Source organism: Streptomyces sp. NPDC050703 (assembly GCF_040654435.1).
Classification (GTDB): domain Bacteria; phylum Actinomycetota; class Actinomycetes; order Streptomycetales; family Streptomycetaceae; genus Streptomyces.
Window position 1 is genome coordinate 1 of the sequence record NZ_JBFAHX010000048.1, and the last position, 14,195, is coordinate 14,195.

Here is a 14,195-nt window from a genome sequence, read left to right on the forward strand (position 1 = left end):
CTGCCGGTCATGACCGGCAGGCCCGCTTCCCTGTATGTCCGCCCCCTCCGGGGTCTTCGCGCGTCCGCTCCGGGCCGCCTCAGGGGTCCGCTCCCGTACCGAGCGGCCGAGCAGCGGCCGAAAGTCACCGGTGTACGTCCGGCTCATTCGGTGATTCGGCGAATGCCGGGGGCGCGTCGGCGCGTCGCACGCCGTCCTGACACGTCATTCGAGAACTTGATGAACAAAATATGGCAAATGGCCAGAAAGAAGACCGAAGACCGGAAGAAAACAGAAGCCCGCATTCGCCGGACGAAACGGCATGCACCGGAAGACGGCATCCGAGCCCACATGGGGAAGCAATGACTGCACAGACAGAGCCGACCACGCTCGTACCGGTAGGAAGGCGCCGCCACCGAGGGCAGGTGATCGTCTCCTGGCTGACCACGACGGATCACAAGAGGATCGGACACCTCTACCTCATCACGTCATTCGCCTTCTTCCTGATCGGCGGAGTACTCGCCATGGCCGTCCGGGCCGAGCTGGCCCGCCCCGGTCTGCAACTGCTCTCCCCCGAGCAGTACAACCAGTCCTTCACCATGCACGGCACGATCATGCTGCTACTCTTCGCCACCCCGACCTTCGCCGGGTTCGCCAACGCCATCATGCCGCTGCAGATCGGCTCGCCCGACGTGGCCTTCCCCCGGCTGAACATGCTGTCGTACTGGCTGTTCCTCTTCGGCGGTCTGATCGTGCTCAGCAGCTTTCTCACCCCACAGGGCGGCGCCGACTTCGGCTGGACGGCCTACACCCCGCTCAGCGGCGGCGAGCGCACCCCCTACATCGGCGGGGACCTGTGGATCATGGGGCTGGCCCTGTCCGGGTTCGGCACCATCCTCGGCTCGGTCAACTTCATCACCACGATCATCTGCATGCGGGCGCCGGGCATGACCATGTTCCGGATGCCGATCTTCACCTGGAACGTGCTGCTCACCTCGGTCCTGGTCCTGCTCGCCTTCCCCGTACTGGCGGCGGCACTGCTCGTCCTGGAGGCCGACCGCCGCTTCGGCGCCCAGGTCTTCGCCCCCGAGAACGGCGGGGCGATCCTGTGGCAGCACCTCTTCTGGTTCTTCGGCCATCCGGAGGTGTACATCCTCGCGCTGCCCTTCTTCGGGGTGATCACCGAGATCCTGCCGGTCTTCTCCCGCAAGCCGATCTTCGGGTACATGGGGCTGGTCGGCGCCACCATCGCCATCACCGGTCTCTCCGTCACCGTGTGGGCCCACCACATGTTCGCCACCGGCGCCGTGCTGCTGCCGTTCTTCTCCTTCATGACGTATCTGATCGCCGTCCCCACGGGCGTGAAGTTCTTCAACTGGATCGGCACGATGTGGAAGGGGTCACTGTCGTTCGAGCCGCCGATGCTCTGGGCGGTGGGCTTCCTGATGACGTTCCTCTTCGGCGGTCTCACCGGGGTGATCCTCGGCTCCCCTCCCCTGGACTGGCACGTCACCGACAGCTACTTCGTCGTCGCCCACTTCCACTACGTGCTCTTCGGCACGATCGTCTTCGCCATGTTCGGTGGCTTCAGCTTCTGGTGGCCGAAGATGACCGGCACGATGCTCGACGCGCGGCTGGAGCGGATTCACTTCTGGACGCTGTTCGTCGGCTTCCACACCACCTTCCTCGTCCAGCACTGGCTCGGCGCCGAAGGCATGCCGCGCCGCTACGCCGACTACCTCGCCGCGGACGGCTTCACCGCGCTCAACACCATCTCCTCCATCGGCGCCTTCCTGCTCGGCCTGTCCACGCTGCCCTTCCTCTACAACGTGTGGAAGACCGCTCACCAGGGCAAACGCGTCAACGTCGACGACCCCTGGGGCTACGGCCGCTCCCTGGAGTGGGCCACCTCCTGCCCGCCGCCCCGCCACAACTTCGTCACCCTGCCCAAGGTCCGCTCCGAATCCCCCGCCTTCGACCTGCACCACCCCGCGATGACGCGACTCGACGAGGCCGAGGTCACCGGTCGGCGCGACGTCCTGGACCCCGGCGACCACAAGGGCGACCGGACGTGACCCGGCGGCCCTGACACCCACCCGACCGGCGCGGACGGGCCGACCGCCGGCCAAGCTGTCTTGTCCGGGATCACCGGGGCATGAGGTCACCAGAGTGAAGGAGGCCACCATGGCACAGAACCGGATCGGACTGGCAGATGTACTCGCGGCAGCGGAGGACGCCGCGCCGGGAGCATCTCTCGACGTGGTCGCGCGCAATCTTCGCGACCGATTCGGCGCACGATACGTCTCATTCCTGTTCGTCGACATCATCGGCCGGCAGATGGTGCGGGTGAGCGAGGAGGGTGAGGTGCTTCACGACGGCCACGCCGAGCAGATCCCGCTCGCCGGCAGCGACTACGACGAGGTCCTGCGCACCCAGAAGCTGGTCCAGACCCCCGCGGGCGACCGAGGCCACCACGTGATCGCCCCGGTGACCAACCGGGGTGACACCATCGGCGTCCTGGAACTCTTCCTTCCGTGCGTCGCGCAGGACGTACTGGAGCAGGTGGCGGAGACCGCGCACGCGCTGGCGTACATCGTCGTCACCGACCGCCGCTTCACCGACCTGTACTTCTGGGGCCAGCGCACCATCCCGGTGAGCCTGGCCGCCGAGATCCAGCGCCAGCTGCTGCCCTCGGCCCCGTCCTGCGAGGCGGCGGAGTTCACCTTCGCCGCGGCGCTGCTGCCCGCCAACCAGATCGCCGGCGACACCTACGACTACGCCCTCGACCGCGACGTGCTGCACCTGTCCATCACCGATGCCATGGGCCACGACGTCGACGCCGCCCTCATGGCCACGCTCCTGGTCAACGCCTCACGCGGCGCCCGCCGCACCGGCCACAGCCTGGTCGAGCAGGCCCGCCAGACCCATCAGGCCCTGCTCGACCACGGCCACAGAACCCTCGCCACCGGCCAACTGCTGCGCATCGCCCTCGACGGCAGCAGCGCCCAGCTCGTGAACGCGGGGCACCCCCGGCCGCTGCGCCTGCGCGACGGTTCGGTGGAGGAGCTGCCCCTGGCCCCCAACCTGCCGTTCGGCGTCCCCTCCCCCACCCCCTACCGCGTCGAGGACCTGGACCTGCGCCCCGGTGACCGCCTGGTCCTGTACACCGACGGCATGCAGGAACGCCGGGCGAACACCGTCGACCTGCCCGCCCTGATCCACGACACCGCCGGTGAGCACCCCCGGGAGACCGTACGGGCCCTGACCGCCGCGGTCGCCGACGCCTGCGACGGCAACCTGGCCGACGACGCCACCCTCATCTGCCTGGACTGGTACGGTCCCCACCCCGAGGGCCGCCACACCGAGGGCCGCCACACCCCCTTCCCGGAGACCGGATGACCACGGTGAAAGGCGTCGACGCCCGCGGTACGCGGCACTGCGAGACGACGGCGCTGGGGGTGCTGCTGCGACACCAGGGACTCGACCTGTCCGAACCCATGCTCTTCGGCCTCGGCTCCGGCCTTTCCTTCATCTACTGGGACAGCAAGAACATGGCTTGCCCCTTCCTCGGGGGCCGGGTGAAGCCGTTCGAACTCACCAGGAACCTGGCCGCCGGACTCGGGCTCGACCTCGTGGTCCGGGAGACCACCTCCGCGCGCAAGGCGTGGGCCGATGTCGTGGCGCCGATCGACGCGGGCCGCCCCGTCGGGCTCCAGCTCGACAGCTGTCACCTGGACTACTTCGGGTCGAAGGTGCACTTCGGCGGTCATGTCGTCGCCATGTACGGCTACGACGACCACCACGCCCACCTGGTGGACACCGACCAGCAGGGCGGAGCGGTGACCACCAGCCTGAGCAGCCTCGCCCTGGCCAGAGCCGCGCGTGGCCCGATGAGCGCCAAGCACCGGTCCTTCACCCTCACCGTTCCGGCGAACCTGCCCTCCCCGGCACGGCAGATCGTGCCCGCCATCACGGCCTGCGCCGCCGCCTTCCTCGACCCGCCCATCGCCAACCTGGGCCACCGCGGCATCGAGAAGGCCGGCAAGCTGGTACGCACATGGCTCCGGCGGGCCGAAGACCCGCGGCGGGACCTGCCGCAGGCCGCCCTCCTCATGGAGCGCGCCGGCACCGGCGGCGCTCTGTTCCGCAACCTCTACCGCGACTTCCTCGCCGAGTGCGCCCAACTGGTCGACAGCGGCCATCTGCGCACCGGCCACGCGCTGTACGCAGAGGCGGCCACCCTGTGGACGGAGACCGCGGCACTGATCACCCGAGCCGGTGAGACGGGCGACGAGCGGCACCTCGTACAGGCAGGCACCGTCCTCGGTGATCTGGCACGCGTCGAGCGCGAGGCCATGCGGGCGCTGAGCCGCCTGGGGAGCGAGCGGGAGGTGTGAGCCGGCCAGGCGTTATCCTGTGGCCGCGGCCGATGACATAGCCCGTGACCGGCGGCTTTTCAGGACGAAAGGGCCGCGCCGTACTTGCAGAAAGCTCAGTTCGTGGACTATCAGGCCGTGCTCGAAGAAGTCGCCGCCTTCGCCCGGCCGCTGGTGGGTCGCGGCCAGGTCGCCCAGTACATCCCGGCACTCGCGGGTGTGGACGCCGAGCGTTTCGGCATCGCGGTCGCCGATGTGAACGGCGAGGTCCACGGGGTGGGCGACTGGCAGGAGCCGTTCTCCGTCCAGTCCATCTCGAAGGCCTTCAGCCTCGCGCTGGTCCTCGCCGAGGGCGGCGAGCGCATCTGGGACCGGGTCGGCACGGAGCCGTCCGGCAACCCCTTCAACTCGCTGGTCCAGCTCGAATACGAGAACGGCATCCCGCGCAACCCCTTCATCAACGCCGGCGCGCTGGTCGTCACGGACCGGCTGCAGAGTCTCACCGGGGACGCGGCGACGACGATGCTGGATTTCCTGCGCGCGGAGAGCGGCAACCCGGATGTCGCCTTCGACCCGGTGGTCGCGGCCTCCGAGGCCGAGCACGGCGACCGCAACGCGGCTCTCGCGCACTTCATGGCGAGCTACGGCAACCTCGACAATCCCGTGAACACGGTGCTCGAACACTACTTCCGGCAGTGCGCGATCCGTATGAGCTGCCGCGACCTCGCGCGCTCGGCGGCGTTCCTGGCCCGGCACGGCCTGCGCGGCGACGGCTCACGCCTGCTGCCCGCGCGCGAGGCGAAGCAGGTCAACGCGGTCATGCTCACCTGCGGCACGTATGACGCGGCGGGCAGCTTCGCGTACCGCGTCGGCCTGCCGGGCAAGAGCGGCGTCGGCGGCGGCATCGTCGCGGTGATCCCGGGGCGCTGCACCCTGTGCGTCTGGAGTCCCGGCCTGGACTCGTACGGCAACTCCGTGGCGGGTGTGGCGGCGCTCGACCACTTCACCACGGTGACGGGCTGGTCCGTGTTCTGAGGGCGCCCCGCTCTGCCGTCTCCTGAGGGCGCCCCACCTGCCGGAGGGGTTCGCGTGGGAGCGGGGTGAGACTGTCGCCATGGACCTTCTCTCGCTGCGCTACTTCCAAGCCGTGGCCCGCCATCAGCACATCAGCCGCGCCGCACAGGAGTTGCGCGTCGCCCAGCCATCGGTGAGCCGCACGATCAGCCGGCTGGAGTCGGAACTCGGAGTCCTGCTGTTCGATCGCCAGGGCCGTCGGATACGCCTCAACGAGCACGGCGCCGCCTTCCTGCGACGGATCGACCGCGCCATGGCCGAACTGGACGACGCGCGGCGCGAGATGGCGGACGCCGCGGGTGCGGGCCCCGGGCGGGTCGCCATCGCGGCGGAGACGCTGCTGCAGCTCGCGGAGGTGCTTGCGGTCTTCCGGACGCACAGCCCCGGCGTCAGCGTGCATCTGCAACAGGCCTCCGTGCAGTCCATGCGGCGCCTTCTGGCCGCCGCCGACGTGGACTACGCCGTCGCCTCGCAGCCGTTGGCCGGAGCGGGGCTCGACGCGGTGGCCCTGGCCCGGGAGGAGGTGTTCCTCGCCGTGCCGCGCGGTCATCGTCTGGCGGACCGGGAGCACGTCGCGGTGTCCGAGCTCGCCGACGAGGAGTTCGTCAGTACGCGTGCCGGGCACTGGCAACGCGTGCTCCTGGAGGCGCTGTTCGCCCGCGAGGGGTTGCAGCCGCGGGTGGTGTGCGAGGGCGACGAGGCCGCGGCGACCCCGGGGCTGATCGGAAGCGGACTGGGCATCGGCCTGATGCCCGCTGTCGCACGACGTGCCCTCGGCGAGCACTGGCCCATCGCCTGGGCACGCCTCGACACCCCGGACGCCCACCGGACCCTCAGCCTCGTGTGGCGCAAGGACGCCTACCTCTCACCGGCGGCCGAGACGTTCCGCCGCATCGCCGTGGACCACTTCATGCCTCACTCGTCATGAGTACATGACAGAACTGGTCGTGGAAGGTATGAGCGGCGGCCTCTAACGTCGGGTACGTCCACCGGACCCGGACCCTCCGATACCCCGGCCCCTTGACCCCCAGATCCCCTGATCCCCGGTCCGCTGTTCCCCGGGCCCCCGGTCCCCTGGTCCCTTGATCCCTTGACCTCCTCGAACGGGAGCGCTGATGTCGCAGCACCATGGAGCACCCGACCCCTTCACCAGTTACGTCGAGGCCGTCCTCGCCACCTTGTCCGCCGACCCCGGGCGCACCGTCATCACGGACGCGGAGGGGAAGACGACGACCGCCGCCGGCTTCCGTGACCAGGTGTACGGCCTCGCGGCGGAACTGCGGGAGCGCGGGGCGGCCGTCGGCACCACGGTCGCCCTGCTCACCGGCAACACTGTGGAGGCCCTGGTGGCCCGCTATGCCGCCAACCTCGCCGGCGCCCGGGTGGTCTGCCTGTACGACGGCATGAGCGCACCGACCATGGCGTCCATCGTGACCAGTGCCGACTGCCGCATGCTCCTGGCGGACGGGCGGCAGCGCCAGCTGGCGGAGGAGCTGCGGCGGGAGTTGCGGCGCGATCTGCCGCCGTCGGCCGAGGAGCTGCCCATGCTGTCGATGGGACCGACCACGAACGGCGAAGACGTCCTGGCCCTGGCCCTGCGGCGTCCGGCGACGCCGCTGCCGTCGCAGGTGGGTCCCGACGACGACTGGCGCATCGGCTACACCGGAGGTACCACCGGCGTGCCCAAGGGCATCCGCATGGCTCACGGCCCCTACCGCGGAGGGCTCGGGGACCGGCTGGCGGGCGCCGGTGACCCGCCGCGCTTCCTGGCCTGCACCGCTCTGGCCCACCTGGCAGGACTGCTGGTCGACCGCACCCTCTACCAGGGTGGATCGGTGGTGCTGCGCCACGGCTTCGAGCCCGCCGACGTACTGGCCACCATCGAGCGCGAACGCATCACCGACACCTGGCTGTTGCCCCCGCTCCTCTACCAGCTCCTCGATCACCCGGCGCTGGCCGGCACCGACCTGTCGAGCCTGAGACGCGTCACCTACGGCGGCACCGCCGCCTCTCCCGCCCGGCTGCGCCAGGCGGCAGCGGCTCTGGGCCCCGTGCTCTACGGCTGGTACGGGCAGGCCGAGGCCCAGCTCATCACCGAAACGGGGCCCGGCGAACAGGAGATGACCGGGCCCGAGGGGCATCTGACGGTCGGCAGGGCCATGCCCGGCGTACACATCGAGATCCGCGACGCCGACGGAGCCACCCTGCCCACGGGGAGCCGGGGCGAAGTCGTGGTCCGCTCCCCGTACGCGATGCAGAGTTACTGGAAGCAGCCCGAACTCACGGCCCAGGTGCTGCGCGACGGCTGGGTCCACACCGGCGACGTCGGCTACCTGGACGAGCGCGGCTACCTCTACATCGTGGACCGCATCAAGGAGATGATCGTGGTCGTCGGCGGCCACGTCTACCCCGCCGAGCTGGAGGAACTGCTCCTGCGCCATCCCTCCGTGGCCCAGTGCACGGTCTTCGGCGCGCGGGACGACGAAGCGGTGGAGCACGTCCACGCCGCCGTGGTGCCCACTGCGGGGCACCGGCCGGACCTGGCGGAGATCCGTGAGTTCGTCACGACCCGCAAAGGCCGGATCTACGCCCCCGAAGCCCTCCACGTGCTGTCCGCCATCCCGCTGACCACGGTGGGCAAGCCCGACCGGCAGCGCCTGCGCGCGCAACTGTCCCGCCCGCGGAGCGAGGCGCGGGAGACGGTCTGAGACGCGGGCATCGCTCCGGAGTGAGCGGGCGGCACGGTCGGCCCGCAGGGTCAGCCGGCGGCGGTGTTGTAGTTCGTGATCGTCTCCACCATGCGGGCGACCGCCCCGGGCAGCGGGCTCTCCGCCCCTGCGCTCACCACGTCGGGCAACCGGTGCGCCTCGTCCTCGGCGGCCACCACCATGCCCCAGAAGGCGTTGAACCCCGAGGGATCCGCCGGCTTCTCGGTGGCCGCCTTGACCGTCGCGAAGTCGCCGTCCTCCACCACGGCAAGGGCGCCCATCTGCCGGAGCCTGACGGGGTCGTGCTCCTCGGCGGCCACCACGCTCCAGCCGTTCTCCCCGGTGCTCCGCAGCGCGGCGAGAAGATGGCCGGTACCGCCCGCGCCGGAGATAACGATGTCAGGCAGCACCAGCGCGACCGGCCCCCGCGTCAGCGGCAGGGCGGACCGGATCGCGCCGTCGAGTCCCGGTCCGTACGACTCGTCCTGGTAGACGAAGACCAGTCGGAAGGTGTCGGCATAGCGCGCGAGGTACCGTATCGTGTCCAGTTTGTGCGGTCTGATCACCACGACGAGACGCACGTCGAGTCCGCTCTCGGCCAGTTCGACGACGGCTTCCAGGCTCCGGTCGAGCACGGTGACCCCGGGAGCCAGGCTGTGCAGCTCCTTCGAGTACGGCGCCTCGAAGCGCGTGCCGAATCCGGCGCAGGGCAGGATGATCGAAGCATCGGGAAGGGGCGCGGACGAGCTGTGCATCGTTGCTTCCAGGTGGTGTCGGCGATCAGAGGCCCGGCGCGCCTCCCCGCATACGGGCGGCGCCCTGGCCGGGGCCGCGACGTCGGACGGGGCACGCCGGCGATCACCGTAGTCACCGGGGTGGCATCACGCGAGAGGGTGTGTTGATCCGCAAGGACCACGGGCAGCCCACGAAGGCCCGGTGGACGGGGCTGCTGCCGTTGTCCCCGAGGCCGCGAGCCCCACGCCCCGTACACTGCTGCCCGCACACCCGCCATGGCCGACGCGTCGCCGACGCCGGGGCACCGCTCTCGGAGCGTGCGGGCGGGCATGGTGCGTCTCGGGGCAGGACTGAGCGGAAGAGGACGCAGGATGCGGGTGCTGTTGTCCACATACGGGACGTGTGGCGATGTCGAACCGCTGGTGGCACTCGCGGTGCGGCTCGGCGCGCTCGGTGTGGAGGTGCGGATGTGCGCCCCGCCGGACGCGGAGTTCGCGCGGCGACTGGCTGGGCTCGGCATCGAGCTGGTGCCGATCGGTCCGCCGGTACGGGAGTTGATGAGCGGGACGGCTCTGCCGTCGGCGGCGGACCTGTCCCGCTACCGGAACGGGCTGGTCGACGCGCAATTCGACATCCTGCCCTCGGCGGCCGAGGGGTGTGACGTCCTGGTGGCGGCAGGGCTGGCGCAGGTCGCCGCGCGCTCGGTGGCCGAGGCCGCGGGCATCCGCTATGTGTACGCGAGCTATGCGGCGGTCCATCTGCCCTCACCGCACCACGCCCCGCCACCGCGGCCTGGCTGGGCGGAGCCGGAGGTGACCGACAACCTGGCCCGATGGGAGCTGGACGCGCGCAACGTGAACGCCCAGTTCGGCGAGGCGCTCAACCGCCACCGGACAGCGCTCGGCCTGCCACCGGTGGACAACGTCCGCGACCACGTCTTCACCGACCGGCCGTGGCTGGCGGCGGACCCGGTCCTGGGTCCGTGGCGGCAGGTCCAGGGCACGGACGTCGTACAGACGGGAGCATGGAGCCTGCGGGACGAACGCCCGCTCCCCGACGACCTGTTGGCGTTCCTCGACGCGGGTGCCCCGCCGGTCTACGTGGGCTTCGGCAGCATGCACGCGTCGAAGGACATGGCCCGTGACGCCGTCGAGGCGATCCGCGCGCAGGGGCTTCGCGCACTCGTCTCCCGAGGCTGGGCAGAACTCGGCCTGACCGACGACCGGGACGACTGCTTCGCCATCGGCGAGGTCAACCACCAGCGCCTGTTCGGCGAAGTGGCCGCCGTGCTGCACCACGGTGGCGCGGGTACGACGATGACGGCCGCCCGTGCGGGCGCGCCGCAGGTCGTGGTGGGACTGCAGATGTCGGACAATCCGTACTGGGCCGGCCGCGTGGCGGACCTGGGCATCGGCGCGGCACACGATGACACGCCCCCGACCGCCGAGTCCCTGGGCCTGGCGGTCAAGACGGCTCTCTCCCCCGAGACCCGCGCCCGGGCACGGGCCCTCTCCGCCCAGGTCCGCGACGACGGAGCGGAGGTGGCCGCGCACCTGCTGCTCGACGGCCGCGGCTGAACAGGTTCGGCCCGGCATGCCCGGAACCCCGTCGGCCGGGCCGCCGGCGGTAAACCGCCGCACGGGTGGGGCGTGTTTCGGCCAAGAAGACCAGTACCTTGCGACAGTGGCCGTCCTTGTGCACGACGGTTTGGGATCGAGGGACTGCAACAGGCCCTGCCGATAGGTATGTTGGTCCTCCTACCGGCACGGCCCTCTCTTGCGGGACGGCCGGTCGCGGTGCCCAGCCGGGGGCGCCCGGGCGACGGGAGAGCAGGACATGAGCCAGGACGCGCGACCACAGCCCACCACCGTTGACGTCAGCGTCCCCAGCGTGGCGCGCATGTACGACTATTACCTCGGCGGCAAGGACAACTACGCCGTGGACCGTGATGCCTGCGAGGAACTGAACAAGGTCGTGCCCAGCACGCAGGTCCTGGCCATCAACAATCGCCGCTTCCTGCGGCGGGTGGTCCGCTGGCTGGCGGAGGAGCAAGGCATCCGGCAGTTCATCGACCACGGCTCAGGTCTGCCGACGCAGGACAACGTCCACCAGGTCGCCCAGCGGGTCGACCCGGACTCACGCGTGGTCTACGTGGACAGCGACCCCATCGTGCTGGCCCACGGCCGCGCGCTTCTGGAGGAGAACCAGAACACGGCGGTCATCCAGGCCGACATGCGTGACACCGCGGGCATCATGGGCCACCCCGAGGTGGAGCGGCTGATCGATTTCGAGAAGCCGGTCGCCGCGCTGTTCGTGTCCGTACTGCACTGCATCCCGGACGCCGACGACCCCGCCGGTCTGATCAAGCGCGTCGCGGACCGCCTGGTCGACGGCAGTTTCCTCGTCGTGTGCCAGCTCGTCAGCGAGGACCAGGCGACCCGCGACTTCGTCACCGAGTTCATGCGGGTCAGCACCCACGGCCAATGGGGCCGGGTCCGTACGGCCGCCGAGCTCGGCTCGTTCCTGGACGGCCTGGAGATCCTCGAACCCGGCCTGGTCGAGGTGTCGACCTGGAAGCCGGACGCGGACATCGGCCCCAAGCAGCTGACCATGGAGTGGATCGAGTACGGCGGAGTCGCCCGCAAGGGCTAGCCCGGTGCGCGGTGGCCGGCCCCTTGCGCACGTAGGCAGGCCGCACCCGGACGACTACCTCTTCTCCATCGTCCTGATCATGTCCTCCAGGATGGCCTGTGAGTCGCGCGGGGACGCGGCCTGGGCGCTGAGCTGGTCGGTCACGGCGAGGTAGTGGTCGACGTCGTCGCGCTTGTCCAGGTAGAGCGCGCTGGTCAGTTGCTCCAGGTAGACGATGTCGGGCAGGTCCGGCTCAAGGAAGCGCAGGATCGTGATCGGCCCGCCGGCCGCCGCATGCCCGCCGAGGTCGAACGGGGCGATCTGCACGGTGACGTTGGGCAGGCGTGTCATCTCCAGCAGGTGCCGCAACTGGGCCGCCATGACATCGGCGCCGCCGAGCGGACGCCGCAGACACGCCTCGTCGAGCACGGCCCAGAGCCGGGGCGCGTTGGGCGCGGTGAGCAGGACTTGGCGCTGCATGCGCAGTTCCACCCGGCGATCGATCTCCTTGCCGGACGCCTGCGGGTTGCCCAGTCGGCATACGGCGAGGGCGTACTCCTCCGTCTGCAGGAGCCCCGGCACGAACTGCACTTCGTAGGTGCGGATGACGGAGGCCGCTTCCTCCAGGCCGAGGAGCGTCTCGAACCAGCCGGGCAGTACGTCGTTGTACCGGTGCCACCACCCCGGCTCGCTGGTCCCGCGGGCCAGCGCCAGGAACTCAGCGCGCTCCTTCTCGTCCGTGACCCGATAGAGCGTCAGCAAATCGGCCACGTCACGCTCTTTGCAGCCGACGCGGCCCAGTTCCAGACGGCTGATCTTGGCGTGTGAACCGCGGATGGCGTCACCGGCGGCCTCCCGGGTGATCCCGGCGGCCTCCCGCAGCCGACGCAGCTGCGTCCCCAGAACGATCCGGAGAACCGTCGGCCCACCCCGGGGGTGCTCGATGTGACGGCGCATAGGCGGGACTCGCCCCGGCTGGGCGGCAACCATGCTGACTCCCCTGTCCGTCGACTAACGGTTCATTCTCCCACCGGCCCTACTGTTCGTACAGCCGTGGTGACTATTCGGCCGACATATGCGTCAGGCGAGCCCCGCCAGGTCGTCGAAGTCGCCGTCCTTGGCTCCCTGGACGAAGGCCGCGATCTCGTCGCGGGTGTAGACCAGCGCGGGGCCGCCCGTGTCCCGGGAGTTGCGCACCGCTACCCCGCCGTCGGCGAGAGCGGCCAGCTCAACGCAGTTGCCATTCGGGTTGCTCCGGCGGCTCTTGCGCCACGCCGCGCCCTCGATGGCGCTGGCGCATATGCCGTTGGGCAGTGACTGCACCTGTCTGTCTCCTCGCTGTGCGAACTGTCTCGGTCCAGGTCGGGCCTCGTGCGTACGGTGGCGTGAATCGAGCCCCGCACGACCGTTCTTGCGGATGCAATTGCAGATGTACTTGCAGCGAAAGGCGGCCGACGAGGATATTAGCCCTTCCGAACTGCGCGGCCCAGACCCCGAGATGTCCCATGGGGAGATCGTGATGACCACACCTTTGGCACTTTCCGCATACGACGTCTCCGAGGAGACGTTGCCGCTCGACCGTGAGCTGTACCTGTCGCTCGCCCCGGCCGTACTGTCCTTGTCCGCACACGAGACGTCGCTCCAGCCGCGCGACTACGAACGTCTCGCGCGGCAACTGGCGGCCCAGGCCCGCGTCCTTGCCGAGAACCTGCGGCGCCTCTGCATCCAGCTGCCCGAGGACAGCATGACGCGTGACCTCAGCGAGATCCTGCTCGGCGAAACCGAGCGACGCCTGTCAGCGCCGCCCCGCGCCACGATGGCCCGAGTGCAGAACCTCGCCCGCCTCGTCCGCGCCCTCTACGAACGCCTCGACTGCCTCCACCGCACTGCGGGCCTCAGGGGCGCCGTCTTCTCGTCCTGATCCACACCGCGGCCGACCTTCCGCCGGGCGCCCGCCGCATGCCCGGCGGGTTGCGGCCCCCACCCCGCGGGTCGGTGGACGATGACGCGTCGCGAGGGGGCCACGCCGGTCCGGCACCGGTCATCTGCTGGGCCACGCCGGTCCGGTGCCGGTCATCTGCTGCGCCCTGCCGGGCCCTGGGACGGGCCCCGAGCAAGGACGAGGCGGAGCCAGTCCAGCCCGAAGCAGGGAGGACGTGGGGCCGATCCAGACCGGAGCAAGACCGCCGTGGGGCCGGTCAGGCCGGATGGTGGTCTGCTACCGCACCCAGTTCGATGCCGTGTTCCAACAGTGCCTTCAGCGCGCACAGCGCCGTGGTGAAACCGCCGACCGTGTCGTTGACCCAGCGCAGTGTCGCGTCCCCCGAGCCCTGGAAGCCCGTCTCCGTGACCTCTACGAGCGTGGCGTTCGCAGGCCGCGGCGTGAAGACCACCTCGACCTGGGTCGGCTGCTCGTAGTTGCCCCACTCGAAGCGGATCAGGCGCCCCTCCTCCACGACCTTCACCCACACCTGTACCGATGCGCCATAGGCCTCCCACTCCCAGCGCAGCTCCGCCCCCTCGACCATGCGGCCGCTGCTCCGGCTGAACCAGAACCGGGTCGTGACCGACGGATCCGTGAACGCTTCGCACACCTCCACCGCGGGCCTGCGCACGATCATGGAAGCCGAGGCGGCCGGAGCCCGGGTGATGTCGAGTCTCTGCATGAACACGAGCATGCACCTGCGGACAC

At 70.1% G+C, this 14,195-nt stretch carries 13 protein-coding genes; 9 read left to right on the forward strand and 4 right to left on the reverse strand.

The features are described from left to right. Nucleotides 1-341 precede the first annotated feature (341 nt). From ctaD to AB0I16_RS30715, 6 genes are all read left to right on the forward strand, one after another. Nucleotides 342-2,054 carry a cytochrome c oxidase subunit I gene (ctaD, locus tag AB0I16_RS30690; RefSeq protein ID WP_363252901.1) on the forward strand — a complete coding sequence of 571 codons (1,713 nt, stop codon included), beginning with the start codon at nucleotides 342-344 and terminating at the stop codon, nucleotides 2,052-2,054. Between the two features lie 109 nt (nucleotides 2,055-2,163). After that, nucleotides 2,164-3,378, forward strand: a complete 1,215-nt coding sequence (locus AB0I16_RS30695) for a PP2C family protein-serine/threonine phosphatase (protein ID WP_363252902.1) — start codon at nucleotides 2,164-2,166, stop codon at nucleotides 3,376-3,378. Beyond that, the gene (locus tag AB0I16_RS30700) at nucleotides 3,375-4,376 is read left to right on the forward strand and encodes a BtrH N-terminal domain-containing protein (RefSeq protein WP_363252903.1); all 1,002 of its coding nucleotides are present in this window, start codon (nucleotides 3,375-3,377) and stop codon (nucleotides 4,374-4,376) included. Before AB0I16_RS30695 ends, AB0I16_RS30700 begins: the two co-directional genes overlap by 4 nt. Nucleotides 4,377-4,478: 102 nt before the next feature. Further along, nucleotides 4,479-5,390, forward strand: coding sequence for a glutaminase (locus AB0I16_RS30705; RefSeq protein ID WP_363252904.1), 912 nt, complete (start codon nucleotides 4,479-4,481; stop codon nucleotides 5,388-5,390). Between the two features lie 79 nt (nucleotides 5,391-5,469). Then, on the forward strand, nucleotides 5,470-6,357 hold the full coding sequence (locus tag AB0I16_RS30710; protein WP_363252905.1) for a LysR substrate-binding domain-containing protein: 888 nt from the start codon (nucleotides 5,470-5,472) through the stop codon (nucleotides 6,355-6,357). Between the two features lie 187 nt (nucleotides 6,358-6,544). Next, nucleotides 6,545-8,137, forward strand: a complete 1,593-nt coding sequence (locus tag AB0I16_RS30715; RefSeq protein ID WP_363252906.1) for an AMP-binding protein — start codon at nucleotides 6,545-6,547, stop codon at nucleotides 8,135-8,137. 50 nt (nucleotides 8,138-8,187) lie between these two features. Here the strand turns inward: AB0I16_RS30715 and AB0I16_RS30720 are convergent, their stop codons facing one another. Then, nucleotides 8,188-8,892, reverse strand: coding sequence for a hypothetical protein (locus tag AB0I16_RS30720; protein WP_363252907.1), 705 nt, complete (start codon nucleotides 8,890-8,892; stop codon nucleotides 8,188-8,190). A 351-nt stretch (nucleotides 8,893-9,243) separates the two neighbouring features. Here AB0I16_RS30720 and AB0I16_RS30725 point away from each other — a divergent pair, with 351 nt between their 5' ends. Next, complete coding sequence (locus tag AB0I16_RS30725; RefSeq protein WP_363252908.1) at nucleotides 9,244-10,449, forward strand: glycosyltransferase; 1,206 nt, start codon at nucleotides 9,244-9,246, stop codon at nucleotides 10,447-10,449. 259 nt (nucleotides 10,450-10,708) lie between these two features. Continuing rightward, nucleotides 10,709-11,524, forward strand: coding sequence for an SAM-dependent methyltransferase (locus AB0I16_RS30730; protein ID WP_363252909.1), 816 nt, complete (start codon nucleotides 10,709-10,711; stop codon nucleotides 11,522-11,524). Nucleotides 11,525-11,578: 54 nt separating this feature from the next. On the opposite strand, the gene AB0I16_RS30735 is transcribed toward AB0I16_RS30730, so the two are convergent. Both AB0I16_RS30735 and AB0I16_RS30740 read right to left on the reverse strand, forming a co-directional pair. Beyond that, complete coding sequence (locus tag AB0I16_RS30735) at nucleotides 11,579-12,493, reverse strand: helix-turn-helix transcriptional regulator (RefSeq protein WP_363252910.1); 915 nt, start codon at nucleotides 12,491-12,493, stop codon at nucleotides 11,579-11,581. A gap of 90 nt (nucleotides 12,494-12,583) precedes the next feature. After that, nucleotides 12,584-12,826, reverse strand: a complete 243-nt coding sequence (locus AB0I16_RS30740; protein WP_363252911.1) for a DUF397 domain-containing protein — start codon at nucleotides 12,824-12,826, stop codon at nucleotides 12,584-12,586. Between the two features lie 196 nt (nucleotides 12,827-13,022). Here AB0I16_RS30740 and AB0I16_RS30745 point away from each other — a divergent pair, with 196 nt between their 5' ends. After that, nucleotides 13,023-13,424 carry a restriction endonuclease gene (locus AB0I16_RS30745; protein ID WP_363252912.1) on the forward strand — a complete coding sequence of 134 codons (402 nt, stop codon included), beginning with the start codon at nucleotides 13,023-13,025 and terminating at the stop codon, nucleotides 13,422-13,424. Between the two features lie 277 nt (nucleotides 13,425-13,701). On the opposite strand, the gene AB0I16_RS30750 is transcribed toward AB0I16_RS30745, so the two are convergent. Next, nucleotides 13,702-14,169 (reverse strand): SRPBCC family protein, encoded by a 468-nt coding sequence (locus tag AB0I16_RS30750; protein ID WP_363252913.1) that lies wholly within the window; start codon nucleotides 14,167-14,169, stop codon nucleotides 13,702-13,704. Nucleotides 14,170-14,195 lie beyond the last annotated feature (26 nt).